Annotated in this window: 16 protein-coding genes; 7 read left to right on the forward strand and 9 right to left on the reverse strand. The window is 70.4% G+C overall.

Translation table 11 applies throughout. The features are described 5' to 3' along the window. Nucleotides 1–89 precede the first annotated feature (89 nt). Entirely contained in the window at nucleotides 90–524 is a 435-nt protein-coding gene (locus miv_RS01050; protein WP_048428998.1) for a tellurite resistance TerB family protein, read from the reverse strand. A 93-nt stretch (nucleotides 525–617) separates the two neighbouring features. After that, nucleotides 618–1472, reverse strand: a complete 855-nt coding sequence (locus miv_RS01055; protein WP_207180978.1) for a formate/nitrite transporter family protein — start codon at nucleotides 1470–1472, stop codon at nucleotides 618–620. Between the two features lie 200 nt (nucleotides 1473–1672). Here miv_RS01055 and miv_RS01060 point away from each other — a divergent pair, with 200 nt between their 5' ends. Then, a complete protein-coding gene (locus miv_RS01060) occupies nucleotides 1673–2947 on the forward strand; it encodes an alpha-hydroxy acid oxidase (protein WP_207180980.1) in 1275 nt (424 codons plus the stop codon). Nucleotides 2948–3062: 115 nt separating this feature from the next. Here the strand turns inward: miv_RS01060 and miv_RS01065 are convergent, their stop codons facing one another. Further along, entirely contained in the window at nucleotides 3063–4754 is a 1692-nt protein-coding gene (locus miv_RS01065) for a methyl-accepting chemotaxis protein (protein ID WP_207180982.1), read from the reverse strand. Between the two features lie 315 nt (nucleotides 4755–5069). After that, nucleotides 5070–5624 (reverse strand): Lrp/AsnC family transcriptional regulator, encoded by a 555-nt coding sequence (locus miv_RS01070; RefSeq protein ID WP_082171935.1) that lies wholly within the window; start codon nucleotides 5622–5624, stop codon nucleotides 5070–5072. Between the two features lie 103 nt (nucleotides 5625–5727). Here miv_RS01070 and miv_RS01075 point away from each other — a divergent pair, with 103 nt between their 5' ends. The 5 genes from miv_RS01075 to lpdA all read left to right on the forward strand — a co-directional run bounded on the left by miv_RS01075 (nucleotide 5728) and on the right by lpdA (nucleotide 11167). Further along, nucleotides 5728–5991 (forward strand): hypothetical protein, encoded by a 264-nt coding sequence (locus miv_RS01075; RefSeq protein WP_207180984.1) that lies wholly within the window; start codon nucleotides 5728–5730, stop codon nucleotides 5989–5991. 132 nt (nucleotides 5992–6123) lie between these two features. Next, nucleotides 6124–7371, forward strand: a complete 1248-nt coding sequence (locus tag miv_RS01080) for a 3-methyl-2-oxobutanoate dehydrogenase (2-methylpropanoyl-transferring) subunit alpha (protein ID WP_207180986.1) — start codon at nucleotides 6124–6126, stop codon at nucleotides 7369–7371. A 1-nt stretch (nucleotide 7372) separates the two neighbouring features. Next, a complete protein-coding gene (locus miv_RS01085; RefSeq protein ID WP_207180989.1) occupies nucleotides 7373–8386 on the forward strand; it encodes an alpha-ketoacid dehydrogenase subunit beta in 1014 nt (337 codons plus the stop codon). A 3-nt stretch (nucleotides 8387–8389) separates the two neighbouring features. After that, a complete protein-coding gene (locus miv_RS01090; RefSeq protein ID WP_207180991.1) occupies nucleotides 8390–9775 on the forward strand; it encodes a dihydrolipoamide acetyltransferase family protein in 1386 nt (461 codons plus the stop codon). 3 nt (nucleotides 9776–9778) lie between these two features. Beyond that, nucleotides 9779–11167 carry a dihydrolipoyl dehydrogenase gene (gene lpdA, locus miv_RS01095; RefSeq protein WP_207180993.1) on the forward strand — a complete coding sequence of 463 codons (1389 nt, stop codon included), beginning with the start codon at nucleotides 9779–9781 and terminating at the stop codon, nucleotides 11165–11167. Nucleotides 11168–11310: 143 nt separating this feature from the next. On the opposite strand, the gene miv_RS01100 is transcribed toward lpdA, so the two are convergent. Continuing rightward, complete coding sequence (locus miv_RS01100; RefSeq protein ID WP_207180995.1) at nucleotides 11311–11583, reverse strand: hypothetical protein; 273 nt, start codon at nucleotides 11581–11583, stop codon at nucleotides 11311–11313. 536 nt (nucleotides 11584–12119) lie between these two features. On the opposite strand from miv_RS01100, the gene miv_RS01105 reads away from it, so the two are divergent. Continuing rightward, on the forward strand, nucleotides 12120–13160 hold the full coding sequence (locus miv_RS01105) for a hypothetical protein (RefSeq protein WP_207180996.1): 1041 nt from the start codon (nucleotides 12120–12122) through the stop codon (nucleotides 13158–13160). An 85-nt stretch (nucleotides 13161–13245) separates the two neighbouring features. Here miv_RS01105 and phoB read toward each other — a convergent pair whose 3' ends face one another. The 4 genes from phoB to pstA form a co-directional block, all read right to left on the reverse strand. After that, entirely contained in the window at nucleotides 13246–13947 is a 702-nt protein-coding gene (phoB, locus tag miv_RS01110) for a phosphate regulon transcriptional regulator PhoB (protein WP_048430091.1), read from the reverse strand. Between the two features lie 68 nt (nucleotides 13948–14015). Then, nucleotides 14016–14753 carry a phosphate signaling complex protein PhoU gene (gene phoU / locus miv_RS01115; protein ID WP_058620049.1) on the reverse strand — a complete coding sequence of 246 codons (738 nt, stop codon included), beginning with the start codon at nucleotides 14751–14753 and terminating at the stop codon, nucleotides 14016–14018. An 80-nt stretch (nucleotides 14754–14833) separates the two neighbouring features. After that, complete coding sequence (gene pstB, locus miv_RS01120; RefSeq protein WP_048430093.1) at nucleotides 14834–15646, reverse strand: phosphate ABC transporter ATP-binding protein PstB; 813 nt, start codon at nucleotides 15644–15646, stop codon at nucleotides 14834–14836. Between the two features lie 118 nt (nucleotides 15647–15764). Then, a complete protein-coding gene (gene pstA, locus miv_RS01125) occupies nucleotides 15765–16682 on the reverse strand; it encodes a phosphate ABC transporter permease PstA (protein WP_082173823.1) in 918 nt (305 codons plus the stop codon). Nucleotides 16683–16707 lie beyond the last annotated feature (25 nt).

The following is a 16707-nucleotide window of genomic DNA, read 5'->3' on the forward strand; positions in this document are numbered from 1 at the left end:
TTCCGGATCCCATATCACCAGCCGGCGCGGCGCTTGAGCGAAGCCGAAATCCGCGTTGCGAAGCAATCAATCGGATTTCGTATGATCGCTCAGGCGAGCAGGGCGTCCCGGTCGAGCCCGAGCGCCGCCGCCACCTCGGTCAGGGCCCGGTGCTCGGAGGGGCTGATGCCCTCGAAATCCGCGACGTCGGCGGCGATCAGGAAGACGCTCTGGCGCTGCTCGGCCGCGCGCTCGGCGATGGCCTCGATGAAGTGCATGTTCTGCATCCGCCCGGCCCGGGTCCGGGCGCGCCCGATCGCATCGTAGAGTTCTTCCTCGAGCATCAGGCTGTCGTAGCCCTTCTCAAGGACGGGATCGGCCAGCATGCCCTTGAGCGCCGTCTCGAACTCGGCCCCCGCGACCTCGCCGTCGGCCACGATCACGTTGGCGCAGGCCGACACCGCCGCCTTCATCAGCGGCTCGTCGCCCGCATAGGCCGTCACGGTCTGCTTGAACCGGCCGAAGGCCGCCTGGACGAAGCTCATGGGTCTCGCTTTTCCGCGCGTGGAACGCGGTCTCCTTACCAAGCGCGAGGGAGGGAGAAAATCGGCAGGCCGCCACACCTCGTCGGCGTCGCGTCACAGCTCCTGGCGCACCTGGGCGTGGGCGAGGAGCGCGAACAGGCCGGTGCCCCCGATCACGTTGCCGACGAGCGCCGGCAGGATCATCCCGCCGAAGACCTGCCCGGGGCCGGCCTCGCCGGCGCAGAGCAGCAGGAAGGCCTCCGCCGCCCCCGCCACCACGTGGGTGAAGTCGCCGAGCACGATCGCGAAGGTGAGGAGGAAGACGATCCAGATCTCGCCGCCGCTCGCGGCCGCCCGCAGCCAGGCGACGGTCGCGATCAGGAAGCCGGCCGGGATGCCCCGGAGCAGGAGGTCGGTGGGCGCCTTGTGCAGCAGGGCCTCGCGCGACACCGCCTGCATGGCGGCGAGCAGGTCCGGGCTCACCACGCCGCCCCAGGTCTCGATCGCCGCCGCCGCGCCGGTGCCGGCGAGGTTGCCGAGGAGCACGATTCCCCAGAGCCGCGCCGTGCCGGCGAGCGCCCGGCCGCTCGGCCGGGTGACGAGGGGCAGCACCGTCACGATGGTCTGCTCGGTGAAGAGCTGCATCCGGCCGAGGATCACGATCAGGAAGCCGAGGGGATAGCCGAGCTGCGCCACGAGGGTGCGGCCCCCCATCCCGGCCGGCAGCTTGTGGTACAAAGCTCCTTCCGCGATCACCGAGGCCGTGATGGCGATGCCGGCCGCGACGCTCGACCAGAGCAGCGAGCCGGCGGGACGCGCCAGTTCCTCCTGCCCCTGCTTGCGCACCACCTCGTGGACGATCGTGGCGCGGGGCGCCGACCGGTCCTCGATCTCGTCGTGCTCGGCCGCGGCAAAATCCGGAGAATCCCGCTCCGGCGAGTCTCGCTCCGCACTGTCCCGCCCGGTCATGCCGTCGCCCCTCGCCCGCCAAGGGCTGCCTTGCCCGTCGAGGGCTGCCTTGCCCGCGAAGGGCCGCCTTGCCCGACAAGGGCTGGAGCCGGATCGACGCACAACCTCGTCCCGCGTTCCGCGCCCGTCCGACCCGGCGGTTGCGAGCCGCGCGGCGCGGGTGCTACCGATCGTCGAAACGGGATCAGCGGGAGGCCGGCATGGAGGCAGACGAGCGCCGGACGGGGCGGGCCGTCGCGCACCGGCCCTCCACCGAGCCGACCGTGCCGCCATCCCGGCCGGCACCCGCGCCCGCCCCGGCCCGGCTGGCCGCCCGCCTGCAGCGGGCCCACGCGATCGCGGACCTGCGCCGGCAGGCCGCCCGGCGGCTGCCGAAGGCGGTGTTCGACTTCATCGACGGCGGCGCCGAGGACGAGCGGACCCTGCGCGACAACGTCGAGGCCTTCGACGCCTGGATGCTGATGCCGCGGGTCGGGATCGACGTCGCCACCCGCGACCTGTCGCGCCCGGTCCTCGGATACCGCGCGTCCCTGCCGATCATGATGGCGCCGACGGGGCTCGCCGGCTTCTTCTGGCCCGACGGCGAGGTCGCGGGGGCGCGAGCCGCCGCGCGGGCCGGCATTCCCTACTGCCTCTCGACCAACTCCGTCGGCTCGATCGAGCACGTGGCGGAGGGCGCGCCCGAGGGCGAGCGCTGGTTCCAGCTCTACTTCCTGCGCGACCGGGAGTGGATGGAAGCGCTCCTGCGCCGCGCGGCCGCCGCGCGCTACCGGGTGCTGTGCCTCACGGTCGACCTCGCGGTACAGGGACGGCGCGAGCGCGACCTGCGCAACGCCTTCACCATGCCGCTGAAGCCACGCCTCTCCACCGCCCTCGACCTCGCCCGCCGGCCGGGATGGCTCGCCGGCGCCGCGCGTTCGCGCCTCGGCTTCGGCAATTTCCAGATCGGCGGCGGTGCGGCGGGCTCCGGCTTCACCAGCGTTGCCCAGCACGTCGCCTCGCTGTTTGATCCTTCCGCGAACTGGGACGACATCGCGCGCATCCGCGGCCTGTGGCGCGGTCCGATGGCGCTGAAGGGCCTGCTGCACCCGGCCGATGCCGAGCGGGCGGTGGCGCTCGGGATCGAGGCCGTGATCGTGTCCAATCACGGCGGCCGCCAGCTCGACGACGTGCCGGCGGCGATCACGGCCCTGCCGGACGTCGCCGCCGCGGTGGCGGGCCGGGCCGAGGTGATCCTCGACGGCGGCGTGCGCCGCGGCACCGACGTGATCAAGGCGCTGGCGCTCGGCGCCACCGCCTGCAGCCTGGGCCGCCCGTTCCTCTGGGGCCTCTCGGCCGGCGGCACCGCGGGCGTGTCGCGGGCGATCGAGATCGTTCGGGGTGAGCTCGACAACGCGATGACGCTGCTCGGCACGCCGACCCTCGACGCCATCACCCGGGACCATGTGCGGGCGCGGCGGGGTGGCGGCGGCTGAGCCTGCGAAGGCCGTCGATCCTCGCCAGGCCTCGCGGGATGGGCGGATGCTCGGCCTTCCCTCGCCGCGCGGCCTCGTGGCCGGGCGCGATCCCGGCCATGGTCGGGCAATGGCGTCAGGCCGCCCGTACGGTGGCGAGGAAGCGGGCGACCTCGGCGCCGAGATGCTCGGATTGCCGCGACAATTCGGAGGCGGCGGACAGGACCTGGCCGGCAGCGGCCCCCGTCTCCTCCGATGCCTGCGCCACCCCGACGATGTTGCCCGTCACCTCGGTCGTCCCCGCCGAGGCCTGTGCGACGTTGCGCACGATCTCCTGCGTGGCCGCGCCCTGCTGCTCCACCGCCGCCGCGATCGACGTCGCCACGCTGTCGATCTCCCGGATCCGGCCCGTGATCGCACCGATGGCCGTCACGGCCTGCGCGGTCACCCCCTGCACCTCGCCGATCTGGCGCGCGATCTCCTGGGTCGCCTTGGCGGTCTGCTCGGCCAGCGCCTTCACCTCCGTGGCCACGACCGCGAAGCCCCGCCCCGCGGCGCCGGCACGCGCCGCCTCAATGGTGGCGTTGAGCGCCAGGAGATTGGTCTGGCCGGCGATCCCCGAGATCATCCCGACCATGTCGCCGATCCGGGCGGCGTTCTGGCTGAGCGCCTGGACGAGGTGCGCGGTCTGGCCCGCCTCGCCCACCGCGGCTTGCGCGAGATGGGCCGAGCCGGTCACCTGCCGGCCGATCTCCTGAACGGAGGCGCCGAGTTCCTCGGCCGCCACCGCGACCGTGTTGACGTTGGTGGCGGCTTCCTCCGCGGCGGCGGCCACGGTGGTCGACTGGGAGGCGGTCTCCCGGGCGGTGTCGGTCATCTGCTGGGCGGTCGCCTGCAGCTCCGTGGCCGAGGACGAGACCATGCCGACGATGCCGCCGACGGCGCGCTGGAAGCCGTCGGCGAGCTCGATCATGGTACGGCGGCGCTCGGCGGCCGCAGCCTCGTCGGCGCGGCGCTTGACCTCCGCCTCCTCGGCGGCCTTGCGGGCGACCATGGCCTTGATGCCGTCGACCGCCCGGCCGACGGCGCCGATCTCGTCGCCGCGGGCGGCCTCCCGGATCTCGGCGTCGATCTCGCCGCGGGCCATGCGCTGCAGCACCCCGACGAGGCTGCCGAGCGGACGGGTGATGCCGAAGACCACGATCAGGACCGAGAGCGCGATGGCGCCGAGGAGACCGGCGAGCGAGGCGCCGATCAGCAGCCGCCGGGCCCACGACACGGCCTGCGCGGCATCGTCGCGCGAGCGCTGCAACTCGCCCCTCAGGCGGTCGACGTTCTCGCTCAGGGATTCCCGGATCCTGGTGCGCTGGCTGTCGCCGTCGATCAGCAGAGCCCTGATCGCGGCTGCGTTCTCGTTCTTGAGAGCGAGGGCATTGGCCCGGTCCTGGGCGGCGAGGAACTCCTGCAGGAGCCCCTTGAGCAGCAGATTGTGGGCGTCGCGCTCCGGGGAATCCGCCATCGTCCTCAGGGTGTCGAGGACGTCGAACGTGGACTTCCAGGCGGCGTCCCAGCGCGCCTTGGAGGCGGCCATCTCCGTCGCGTCGGTCTGGAGGATCATGTTCCGCGCCTGGATCGCGGTCTCGTTGATGTGGGATCGGATGCGCAGCATCAGTTCGAGCCGCGCGGCATCCACGTCGACGATCACCCTGGTCCGCGTCGCGAGAGCATCGAGGCTCGTCATCGCATAGACCAGTAACCCGGCGGCGATGACCGCCATCAGGGCGAGCGGCACGATGGCCTTGATGATGATCTTCGAACTGCGCAGCATGGCGAGACACCGGATGGGCCTATTCCCACCTATAAGAGCTATCTGTCATGAGTTATTTTTATCTTTAAAACTAGCTATTACACGAAAATATTCAAGATATAACACGATTCAGAATAAACTACCTTATTAATAACGACATGACATGGAGTATAGTTTGGTATTTACCCGGCAAACAATAATCCATTTCGGCAGGAGCCAGCCGCCGCCGAATATGACGCTTGATCGTCGAACCATTTGGCTGCGTATCCCGGAAGGACCGTAGCGATGGTCGTTGCCGCCGGCCCCATCCGCAACGGCGCAGCCGCGGGTCCCGGATCAGGGCGCCTGCCGGGCGATCGCCACCGGATCGACCGAGACCTCCTGCTTCAGGGTCCGCAGGGCGAAGACCGAGCGCGACTGGCGGATGCCGCGGATGCGGTAGAGCTTTTCGCGCAGGAAGCGCTCGTAATGCGCGGTGCCGCTGACCGCGACCTTGATCATGTAGTCGTACTCGCCCGTCACCAGATGCACTTCCAGCACTTCCGGGATGCGCAGGATCTCGGTGCCGAAGGCCTCCAGCACCGCGTCGTCGTGCTTGTCGAGGGTCACCTCGATGAAGACCACGTCCGGGATGCCGAGCGCCCGATGATCGAGCAGGGCGACGTAGTCGCGGATCAGCCCGGCCTCCTCCAGGCGCCGCAACCGCGTCCAGCACGGCGATTGCGACAGCCCGACCCGCTCGGCGAGCGCCGCGATCGTCAGACGCCCGTCCGCCCGCAGGGCCCCGAGGATTTTCCTGTCGAACTCGTCGAGCCGGTGCGGCTCGACACCCTTCTGCGGCGCAGGGCCGCGCGCGGAACGCCTGTTCGGCGAATCGGCCTTCGATGTCATGCAGCGTTCTCCAGAACCCCGCTTTAGCCCTGAAAATCGGCGAGGACCATCCGGCCGGGCCGGGCTACAGTCGTGCGAAATCAAGCGTCGCGGGAGGACGCGCATGGCTCGCGGGCAAGAGCACCCTCAAGAGCATTCCGTGGAGATCCGGGCGCGGATCCTCCACGTCTTCGACGGCGTCACGCGCCTGCTCGGCGAGGTCGAGCGCGCCGGCTACGGCCTGCAAGGCCTCGCCCTCGACGCCGGCGCCTCCGCCGTCACCCTGTCGATCCTGGTCCCCGACGGGACGGATCTGAGCGTCCTTTCCGCCCGCCTCGCGCGCCATCCGGCCGTCGCCGAGGCCCGGGTCGCGACGCCTTCCGCCTGAGCGGATTTCGCCGAAGCGGATACCGGTTCGGCACCAAAAAATCTCTGACAAAACAAGAACCTAAGCGGGCGAAGCGTTGGCCTGCCAACGCAAGTCCGCTTAGTCGCCCCCTCCCCCGCAAGGGCCTCCCCCATGCCGCCAGACGCCCCGAGCCCCCACGCTCCCCTGAGCCTTCACGTCCCCGAGCCGGCCGTCCGCCCGGGCGGCAATCCGAGCTTTTCGGATCTCGACATCCCGGAGGCCGGGGCGGTGCGCCGGCCCGAGGTCGACGTGGCGGCGGCCGATATCCGCGACCTCGCCTATACGCTGATCCGGGTGCTCGATTCCGAGGGCAACGCGGTCGGCCCCTGGGCCGGCGCGCTCACCGACGGGGAATTGCTCGCCGGACTTCGCGACATGATGAAGCTGCGCGCCTTCGATGCCCGCATGCTGATGGCCCAGCGCCAGGGCAAGACCTCGTTCTACATGCAGCATCTCGGCGAGGAGGCGGTGAGCACCGCCTTCCGCCGGGCGCTCGAACCCGGCGACATGAACTTCCCGACCTACCGGCAGGCGGGGCTGCTGATCGCCGGCGGCTACCCGCTCGTCGACATGATGTGCCAGATCTACTCGAACGAGAACGATCCGCTGCACGGCCGGCAATTGCCGGTGATGTACTCGGCCAAGGACCACGGCTTCTTCTCGATCTCCGGCAACCTCGCGACGCAATACGTCCAGGCGGTCGGCTGGGCGATGGCCTCGGCGATCAAGAACGACACGAAGATCGCCGCCGCCTGGATCGGCGACGGCTCGACCGCGGAATCGGATTTCCACGCCGCGCTGGTCTTCGCCTCGACCTACCGGGCGCCGGTGGTGCTCAACGTCGTCAACAATCAGTGGGCGATCTCGACCTTCCAGGGCTTTGCGCGGGGCGGCTCCTCGACCTTCGCGGCCCGCGGCCACGGCTTCGGCATCCCGGCGCTCCGGGTCGACGGCAACGACTACCTCGCCGTCCACGCGGTGGCGAGATGGGCGACGGAGCGGGCGCGGCGCAATCTCGGGCCGACGATCGTCGAATACGTCACCTACCGGGCCGGGGCGCACTCGACCTCCGACGACCCCTCCGCCTACCGGCCGAAGACCGAGTTCGACGCCTGGCCGCTCGGCGATCCCGTCGCGCGCTTGAAGAACCACCTCATCGCCCGCGGCGCCTGGTCGGAGGAGCGCCACCGCCAGGGCGAGGCGGAGATCCTCGACGAGGTGGTGGCGGCGCAACGCGAGGCCGAGACCCACGGCACGCTGCATGCCGGCGGCAAGCCCTCCCCGCGCGACATGTTCGAAGGAGTGTTTTCGGAGATGCCCCCCCACCTGCGCCGCCAGCGCCAGCAGGCGGGGTACTGACATGCCGCGCCGCACGATGATCGAGGCCATCCGCGACGCGATGGCGGTATCGATGGAGCGCGACGACGACGTGGTCGTGTTCGGGGAAGACGTCGGCTATTTCGGCGGCGTCTTCCGCTGTACGCAAGGGTTGCAAGCACGGTTCGGCAAGAGCCGCTGCTTCGACGCGCCGATCAGCGAGCTCGGCATCGTCGGTGCCGCCGTCGGCATGGCGGCCTATGGGTTGAAGCCCTGCGTCGAGATCCAGTTCGCCGACTACATGTACCCGGCCTACGACCAGATCGTGTCGGAGGCCGCGCGCCTGCGCTACCGCTCCGGCGGCCAGTTCACCGCCCCGATGGTGGTGCGGATGCCGACCGGCGGGGGCATCTTCGGCGGGCAGACCCACAGCCAGAGCCCCGAGGCCCTGTTCACCCACGTCGCGGGCTTGAAGACCGTGGTGCCGTCGAACCCCTACGACGCCAAGGGCCTCTTGATCGCCGCGATCGAGGATCCCGATCCGGTGATTTTTTTGGAGCCCAAGCGCCTCTATAACGGCCCCTTCGACGGCCACCACGACCGGCCGGTGACCCCTTGGGCCCGTCACGACCTCGGCGAGGTGCCGGACGGGCACTACACCGTGCCGCTCGGCAAGGCGGCGATCCGGCGCGAGGGCTCGGCGGTCACGGTGCTCGCCTACGGCACCATCGTGCACGTGGCGGAAGCCGCCGCGGCCGAGACGGGAATCGACGCCGAGATCGTCGATCTGCGCACGCTCTTGCCCCTCGACATGGAGACGATCGAGGCCTCGGTCCGCAAGACCGGGCGCTGCGTCATTGCGCACGAGGCGACCCTGACCTCGGGCTTCGGCGCCGAGCTCGCCGCCCTCGTCCAGGAATCCTGCTTCTACCACCTGGAGGCGCCGATCGTCCGGGTCGCCGGCTGGGACACCCCCTACCCGCACGCCCAGGAATGGGCCTACTTCCCGGGTCCCGAGCGCGTCGGCCGGGCCCTTCGCGCCGCGCTGGAGGGCTGAGCCATGGGCTTTCGCATCGTCAAGCTCCCCGACATCGGCGAGGGCGTGGCCGAGGCCGAGGTCTCGGCCTGGCACGTCAAGGTCGGCGACGTGGTCCGCGAGGACCAGCCCCTCGCCGACGTGATGACCGACAAGGCCACCGTCGAGATCCCCTCGCCGGTGAGCGGCACGGTCGCGGCGTTGGGCGCCGAGGCCGGCCAGATGCTGGCGGTCGGCGCCGAACTGGTGCGGCTGGAGATCGAGGGTGGGGACGCCGCGCCTGCGGCGGCTCCGGAGGCCGGCGTCGCGGTGACGCCCGAGGTCGCGAAGGCGCAGGACGCCGCGGCCGGTCAACCCACGGCCGCCCTGGTCCCGGCCGCGGACGGCCTGGAACCGGCCCAGCCGGCACCCGCCCCGCAATCCGCCGCGGTACCGAAGCCGTCCGAACCGCAAAGGCCGGTGCCCGCAAAGCCCCCCGCCCCGCGCCCCGCCGCGGCGACGGCCCCCTCCTCCGGCCCGCCGCGACCGGCGGGCGAGAGGCCGGTCGCCTCGCCGGCCGTGCGTCGGCGGGCGCTGGAGGCCGGCATCGACCTGCGCCAGGTCCGCGGCACGGGCCCGGCCGGCCGCATCGGGCACGACGACCTCGACGCCTATCTCGACGCGCCGCCCGAGGAGGCCGCGCCGGCCCCCGCCGGCCGCGCTCCGCGCACGGGCGTCGAGGCGATCAAGGTCATCGGGCTGCGCCGGCGCATCGCCCAGCGCATGGCCGACGCCAAGCGCCGCGTCGCTCACTTCTCCTACGTCGAGGAAGTGGACGTGACGGCGGTCGAGGAGCTGCGCGCCGCCCTCAACCAGCGCCACGGCGCGAGCCGGCCGAAGCTCACCCTGATCCCGTTCCTGGTCCAGGCCCTGGTGCGCGCCCTGCCGGACTTCCCGCAGATGAACGCCCATTACGACGACGAGGCGGAGGTGATTCACCGCCATGCCGGCATCCATGTCGGCATCGCGACCCAGACCCCGTCCGGCCTGATGGTGCCGGTGCTCCGCCATGCCGAGACCCGCGACGTCTGGAACTCGGCGGCCGAGGTCCGCCGCCTGGCGGACGCCGCCCGCAACGGCCTGGCGGCCCGCGACGAGCTCTCGGGTTCGACCATCACCATCACGTCGCTGGGCGCGCTCGGCGGCATCGTGACGACGCCGGTGATCAACCGGCCGGAGGTCGCGATCATCGGCGTCAACAAGCAGGTGATGCGCCCGGTCTGGCGCGATAACGCCTTCGTGCCGCGGCTGACGATGAACCTCTCGGCGTCCTTCGACCACCGGGTGGTGGACGGCTACGACGCCGCCCTGTTCGTGCAGGCCCTCAAAGGCCTGATCGAGACGCCCGCGACCCTGTTCATGGAGGCCTGATCCTTGAGCGAGATCACCACCAAGCTCCTGGTGCTCGGCGGCGGCCCGGGCGGCTACGTCGCGGCGATCCGCGCCGGCCAGCACGGCATCGACACCGTGCTGGTCGAGGAGAACCGCTTAGGGGGCACCTGCCTCAATGTCGGCTGCATCCCGTCGAAGGCGATGATCCACGCGGCCGAGGCCTATCACGCAGCTTTGCTGCAATCCGAGGACGCCTCGCCCTTCGGCCTCTCGGCCGGTCCCCCGCGCCTCGATTTTTCCCGCACGGTGGCCTGGAAGGACGGCATCGTCGGGCGGCTCAACACCGGGGTGGCGTCACTGCTGAAGCGCGGCGGGGTCAAGATCCTGCGCGGGCGCGGGACCATGGTCGACGGCAAGACCTGCCTCGTCGAAACCGATACCGGGCCCGAGCGGGTGCGAGCCGAGCACGTCATCCTGGCCACCGGCTCGGTCCCGGCGGCGCTCCCCCACCTGCCCTTCGGCGGGCGGGTGATCTCCTCGACCGAGGCTTTGTCCTTATCCAAGGTCCCCGCCACCATGGCGGTGGTCGGCGCCGGCTATATCGGGCTCGAACTCGGTACCGCCTTCGCCAAGCTTGGCGCCAAGGTCACGGTGGTCGAGATGGCCGAGCGGATCCTGCCGGCCTACGATGCCGAGCTGACCCGGCCGGTGGCGCGGCGCCTCGCGGCGCTCGGCATCGACGTGTTGCTCGGCGCCCAGGCGACCGGGCTGTCGGGCGACGCCCTCGCCGTCGAGGTCGGTGGGGACTCCAGAAAAATTCCGGCCGAGGTGATCCTCGTCGCGGTCGGCCGCAAGGCCCGGACGCAGGATCTCGGGCTCGAGCGGCTCGACCTCGACATGAGCGGCCCGTTCATCCGCATCGACGAGCGCTGCGCCACCTCGATGCGCAACGTCTGGGCGGTGGGCGACGTCACCGGCGAGCCGATGCTGGCCCACCGCGCCATGGCGCAGGGCGAGATGGTGGCCGACCTCGTGGCGGGGCGCCGCCGCGCCTTCCACAAGGTGGCGATTCCCGCGGTCTGCTTCACCGACCCGGAGGTGGTCTCGGCGGGTCTCTCCCCCGAGGAGGCGCGCGCCGCCGGCCACGAGATCCGCACCGGCCTCTTCCCCTTCGCCGCCAACGGCCGCGCCATGACGCTCGGCGCCGAGGACGGCTTCGTGCGGGTGACGGCGCGGGCCGACAACCACCTCATCCTCGGCATCCAGGCGGTGGGGGCCGGCGTCTCGGAACTGGCGGCGGGGTTCGGCCTGGCGCTGGAAATGGGCGCGCGGCTGGAGGACGTGGCCGGCACGATCCACGCCCACCCGACCCTCGGCGAGGCCTTTCACGAGGCGAACTTGCGGGCGCTCGGCGAGGCGCTGCACATCTGAAAGGCGGTCCCGCCGGACGGAGACGTCCGGCGGGACCCCGCGACGCCCATCGCGAGGGCGCGGGCGTCAGACAGGCTCCGTCGGTTCGCGAGCCGGGTGACCGGCTTCCTGAACGATCGCGGCTTGCCGTCCTCGACGGATCGTCAGCGGCGGTTCGGCTTCACGTCGGCACGCTTCATGGCGATGTCGTCCGTGCACCGAAGAAAAGCATTGTAAGTCTTACTCGATACTCTGCGCTTGATCCAGCTGTTTCGGCCGTTGTGACGCGTCTGGATCCCGACCGATTCCGCACATGTCTCACGCTCGGCACTCGACTGCGCCGATGCCGGCCGCACGGCAAGACCGAGCATCGAAGCGACGATCTCTCCGGCCAGCAGGAAAGCCGAGATCATCACGATGTTTCTGATCTTTTCCATGGAAATCATTCCCTCCCGACACTAAAATCCTAACGTCATGTCTGCCGATCAACAACTATAAATGCGTGACATGCAGAGCGCTGGCGCCACTGACCCAAGGATGGGGTCGTCCGAGGGACGGCGCAGGTCGACCACACCGACGCCTTCGCGCCGGGGCGGCGCGAGCGGGGATGTCGAGATCGGCGTCAGGCTTGGGCCCGGCGCTCGGGGCGGGGGCGCGGATCCGTCGCCACGATGCATCCACCTCTGGGCGAAGCCTGATACGGGGCGAACGTCCGGGCGCCCGAAGAAGCGGTGCTAGATCTGAGACCGTCCCCCGGTGCTACCGACCGTGCGGAGATCCCCCATGCGCGGACCGATCGCATCGGGGGTGAACGGCACAGCGCCAGTCCGGGCCCGATGCACCGGACGCCCCGCTTAATCCCGCACGGCCCAAAGGTCTGACAGGCGTTGCATTTTTATGGCAGCCATGTCGGCCGGCATCGTCTCTAACCGGACGCATCGGAGCACTGCACATCTGGGGCCCTCGCGCGACCATGACGGGAATCATCGAGCCGATCCGATGCCTGTCGGCCGCGGCGGGCGTCCTGATGCTCGTCCTCTCCACTCCGGCGCCCGCGCGGGCTGCGCCGAGCGGCAAGTTCGGAACGGAGGGCAAGCCCGGGACGGAAGACCGATCCGGATCGGACCGGGACGGCGCGCGCGAGGCCGGCAAGGACGAGGGCCGGCAGGCAGGGACGTCCGGCAAGACGGGCGACGGCAAGGACGTCGATACCGAGCACCTGTTCGGCTTCACGGAGGGCGCCGATGCCGGCGAGAAGGGCGAGCAGGAAGCGGTGGTCGACACCGTCTCGCGCATCGGCAAGCGCCGGGACGGCCCCGGCCGGGCGGCCTACCGGGTGCTCGACACGCGGCTCGCCTATCAGTTCAACCCCATCGACAGGCTGAGCCTCGAACTCAGCGCGTTCGGCACGTTGCGGCGGCAGCGCAACGTCGCGGATCTGGACGACAAGTCCTACGGCACTTTCGACGGTGCCTCCCTGGAGGTGAAGTACCAGTTCCTGAAGGGCTCGGCGGAGCAGCCGCTCGGTCTCGCCCTGGAGGTGCGCCCGCGCTTCACCCGCGTCCTGCCGGTCGAAGGGCGCGGCGCCGACATCGTCGACGTCGAGAGCCTGCTCCAGCTGGACGTCCAGGTGGTGCCCGACACGCTCTGGTACGGCAGCAACATCAGCATCGAGCCCGCGGCAGGGCGCGAGCGGGGCGGCCGCGGCTATCGCTCCTCGACCTTCCTGTGGTCGAACGCCCTCGTGGGGCGTGTGGGGAAAAATACCTATCTCGGTCCGGAGGTCCGCTACCTGCGCGGCTACGAGGGGACCTTCCTGAACCGGCTGGAGAGCGAGGCGCTCACGGTCGGTCCCGCCCTGCACCACCGGTTCACCGAGAAGGTCTGGCTCACCGTGGCCTATGCGGGCCAGGTCTGGGGCCGCGATACCGATCCGGCCCTCGCCGGCCGCGCCCTCGGGCTGAACCAGTTCGAGCGGCACAACCTGCGGGTCAAGTTCGGCATGGAGTTCTGAGACGACGGCGTTCATCGTCATCGGCCCGATCCCGGGCCGGGACCGCCGCCATGCCTCGCCCGGGAGCCGCACCCGGAGACCGGTCTCACGGCTCGGGCGCGAACATCTCGTCGAAGGAGTAGCCGGAGCCGCGCACGGTGCGGATCGGATCGGCGTCGCGGCCGCGGTTGATCGCCTTGCGCAGGCGGCCGATATGCACGTCGACGGTGCGCTCGTCGATGTAGACGTCGTGGCCCCAGACGCCGTCGAGGAGTTGCTCGCGGGAGAAGACCCGGCCCGGGCTCTGCATCAGGAATTCGAGCAGCTTGAACTCGGTCGGGCCGAGATGCAGCTCGCGGCCGTCGCGGCGCACGCGGTGGCTGACCCGGTCGAGCTCGATGTCGCCGGCGATCAGGAGATCGGCGACGTGGGCGGGCTTCGACCGCCGCAGGAGCGCGCGCACCCGGGCCAGGAGTTCCGGCACCGAGAACGGCTTGACGATGTAGTCGTCGGCGCCGGTGGCGAGGCCCCGCACCCGGTCGCCCTCCTCGCCACGGGCCGTCAGCATGATCACCGGCAGCCGTTCGGTCTCGCGGCGCGCGCGGATGCGCCGGCACAGTTCGATGCCCGACAGCCCGGGCATCATCCAGTCGAGGAGGACGAGGTCGGGGATCTGCTCGCGCAGGCGGATATCCGCCTCGTCGCCACGGGCGACGGCGTCGACCTCGAAGCCCTCGGCCTCGAGGTTGTAGCGAAGGAGGAGGGTCAGGGCCTCCTCGTCCTCGACGATCAGGATGCGGGTACTCATCGGGGGCACTTCAGGGACGCCGCCGCCCGAGACGGCCACCCGGCATCGCGGCCGGGCGGGCCGACCGGTCAGGCTTTGGTCGGGGACTGGGGCGAGGATTGAGGATCGACGGTGGCGAAGCTCGACCCGTCGTTCTTCGGCCGGTCGGTGGTCAGGGTCTCGCCGGTGGCGAGATAGTGGATGGTCTCGGCGATGTTGGTGGTGTGGTCGCCGATGCGCTCGACGTTCTTGGCGCAGAACAGGAGGTGCGTGCAGAACGTGATGTTGCGCGGATCCTCCATCATGTAGGTCAGGAGCTCGCGGAACAGCGAAGTGTAGAGCGCGTCGATGCCGCCGTCCCGGGCCCAGACGTCGAGGGCCGCCACGGTGTCCTGGGTGGCGTAGGCGTCGAGCACGTCCTTGAGCTGGCCCTGGACCAGCTCGTTCATGTGCTCCACCCCGACGACGATCTTCTGGAGCTGGACCTGGTCGGCGATCGCGACGACGCGCTTGGCGACGTTCTTGGCCAGATCCCCGATGCGCTCGAGGTCGCCCGAGACGCGGATCGCCGAGATCGTCTCGCGCAGGTCGATCGCCATCGGCTGGCGCTTGGCGATCAGGAGGATCGCCTTCTCCTCGATCTCGCGCTGCAGCCCGTCGAGGCGCTGGTCGGCGGTGATCACCGCCTGGGCGAGGGCGGTATCGCGGCGCAGGAGCGCCAGGCCCGAATCGGCCACCATCTTCTCGGCGATGCCGCCCATCTCGGCGATGCTGCGCCGCAGGTTCTGCAATTCCTGGTCGTAGGACGTGACGATGTGGTTCGACATGAGGTGAGACCCCCCGGAATGAGGCGGAGCGTAAGGGCGCGGGCCGGCCCGGCGGAAGGCGGGCCGGCCCCGGGAGCGGCTCAGCCGAACCGGCCGGTGATGTAGTCCTGGGTCTGGCGCTTCGACGGGTTCATGAACAGCCGGTTGGTCGGCCCGAACTCGATCAGCTCGCCGAGATACATGAAGGCGGTGAACTGCGAGATGCGCGCCGCCTGCTGCATGTTGTGGGTGACGATGGCGATGGTGAACTCGCCCCGCAGCTGCTCGATCAATTCCTCGATGCGGCCGGTCGAGATCGGGTCGAGGGCCGAGGTCGGCTCGTCGAACAGGATCACCTCCGGGCGCTGCGCCACCGTGCGGGCGATGCAGAGGCGCTGCTGCTGGCCGCCCGACAGGCCCATGCCGGACTGCTTGAGCTTGTCCTTCACCTCGTCCCACAGGGCGCCCTTGCGCAGGGCTTCCTCGACGCGGACGTCGAGGTCGGCCTTGCCGAGGCGCTCGTAGAGCCGGATGCCGAACGCGATGTTGTCGTAGATCGACATCGGGAACGGGGTCGGCTTCTGAAAGACCATGCCGACCCGGGCGCGCAGCTCGTTGAGGTCGATCGAGGGATCCAGGATGTTGCGGCCGTCGAGCAGGATCTGCCCTTCCGCGCGCTGCTCGGGATACAGGCTGTAGATCCGGTTGAAGGTGCGCAGCAACGTCGACTTGCCGCAGCCCGACGGCCCGATCAGCGCCGTGACCTGGCGGTCGAGGAAGTTGAGGTTGATGTTCTTCAACCCCTTGAAGTCGCCGTAGTAGAAGTTGAGGTCCTTGACGGCGAGGCGGACCGGGGCGGACTCGTCGGCCGTGCTCTGGCCCACGACCGGCGCGGCGGTGGCGGTGGCGCTCATCGGTGTGTCTCCGGGCAGGAGCATTTTTCGACGAAAATCGTCGAAAGAAATGCGGCAAATTCAGATGAGGAGAGCAGCACCCGGTCGCCGAGCGATCGGGTGCTGCCGGAGATGCGGATCAGCGCCCCTTCGGGCCGCTCAGGACGAGGCGGGCCACGATCGACAGGCCCAGGATGGTGATGGTGATGAGGAGCGCGCCGGCCCAGGCCAGCTGGCGCCAGTTCTCGTAGGGCGAGAGCGCGAACTGGTAGATCATGACGGGCAGGTTCGCGACGCCGCCCATCAGGTTCGGGCTGAACCAGGAATTGTTGTTGAGCGCGGTGAAGAGCAGCGGCGCGGTCTCGCCGGCGATGCGGGCGAGCGCCAGCAGCACGCCGGTGACGATGCCCGATTGCGCGGCCCGCCAGGTGACGGAGCGGATCACGATCGAGAGCGGCGCGCCGAGCGCCGCGCCGGCCTCGCGCAGGGTGCCGGGCACGAGCCGCAGCATGTCCTCGGTGGTGCGCACGATCACCGGGGTGGCGATGATGGCGAGCGCCACCGCGCCGGCCCAGCCCGAATACCCGCCCATCGGCCGCACCATCAGGGTGTAGACGAACAGGCCGATCAGGATCGAGGGCGCCGAGAGCAGGATGTCGTTGAGGAAGCGGATCACGTTGGCGAGGTGCGAGGCCCGGCCGTACTCGGCGAGGTAGGTCCCGGCGAGCACGCCGATCGGGGTCGCCACCACGATACCGAGGGCGGTCATCACCAGGCTGCCGAGGATCGCGTTGGCGATGCCGCCGCCCTCGGTGCCGGGGCCCGGGGTGACGTTGGTGAACAGGGCCGGCGAGAAGCCCTGCACGCCCTGGACGATCAGCATCAGGAGGATCGAGCCGAGCACGATCGCGCCGAGCGCGGTCGCGACGGTGCAGCCGACGACCAGGACCTTGTCGGCGGTGCGGCGGCCGGCACGGACCCGGCCCCATTCGGGCGAGGCCGGGCGGGGCGGAGCGGCGGGGGTGGCCCCTGAGACCGCGGCGGGGGAGGCGCTCATCGGGAAACGTCCGTTCCGGGTGCGG

The sequence above is a fragment of the Methylobacterium indicum genome, from assembly GCF_017347565.1.
GTDB lineage: Bacteria > Pseudomonadota > Alphaproteobacteria > Rhizobiales > Beijerinckiaceae > Methylobacterium > Methylobacterium indicum.

Coding starts and splice junctions, on each gene's coding strand:
- miv_RS01050 (WP_048428998.1), bottom strand. CDS start 524: ATGAGCTTCGTCCAGGCGGCCTTCGGCCGGTTCAAGCAGACCGTGACG.
- miv_RS01055 (WP_207180978.1), bottom strand. CDS start 1,472: ATGACCGGGCGGGACAGTGCGGAGCGAGACTCGCCGGAGCGGGATTCT.
- miv_RS01060 (WP_207180980.1), top strand. CDS start 1,673: ATGGAGGCAGACGAGCGCCGGACGGGGCGGGCCGTCGCGCACCGGCCC.
- miv_RS01065 (WP_207180982.1), bottom strand. CDS start 4,754: ATGCTGCGCAGTTCGAAGATCATCATCAAGGCCATCGTGCCGCTCGCC.
- miv_RS01070 (WP_082171935.1), bottom strand. CDS start 5,624: ATGACATCGAAGGCCGATTCGCCGAACAGGCGTTCCGCGCGCGGCCCT.
- miv_RS01075 (WP_207180984.1), top strand. CDS start 5,728: ATGGCTCGCGGGCAAGAGCACCCTCAAGAGCATTCCGTGGAGATCCGG.
- miv_RS01080 (WP_207180986.1), top strand. CDS start 6,124: ATGCCGCCAGACGCCCCGAGCCCCCACGCTCCCCTGAGCCTTCACGTC.
- miv_RS01085 (WP_207180989.1), top strand. CDS start 7,373: ATGCCGCGCCGCACGATGATCGAGGCCATCCGCGACGCGATGGCGGTA.
- miv_RS01090 (WP_207180991.1), top strand. CDS start 8,390: ATGGGCTTTCGCATCGTCAAGCTCCCCGACATCGGCGAGGGCGTGGCC.
- miv_RS01100 (WP_207180995.1), bottom strand. CDS start 11,583: ATGGAAAAGATCAGAAACATCGTGATGATCTCGGCTTTCCTGCTGGCC.
- miv_RS01105 (WP_207180996.1), top strand. CDS start 12,120: ATGACGGGAATCATCGAGCCGATCCGATGCCTGTCGGCCGCGGCGGGC.
- phoB (WP_048430091.1), bottom strand. CDS start 13,947: ATGAGTACCCGCATCCTGATCGTCGAGGACGAGGAGGCCCTGACCCTC.
- phoU (WP_058620049.1), bottom strand. CDS start 14,753: ATGTCGAACCACATCGTCACGTCCTACGACCAGGAATTGCAGAACCTG.
- pstB (WP_048430093.1), bottom strand. CDS start 15,646: ATGAGCGCCACCGCCACCGCCGCGCCGGTCGTGGGCCAGAGCACGGCC.
- pstA (WP_082173823.1), bottom strand. CDS start 16,682: ATGAGCGCCTCCCCCGCCGCGGTCTCAGGGGCCACCCCCGCCGCTCCG.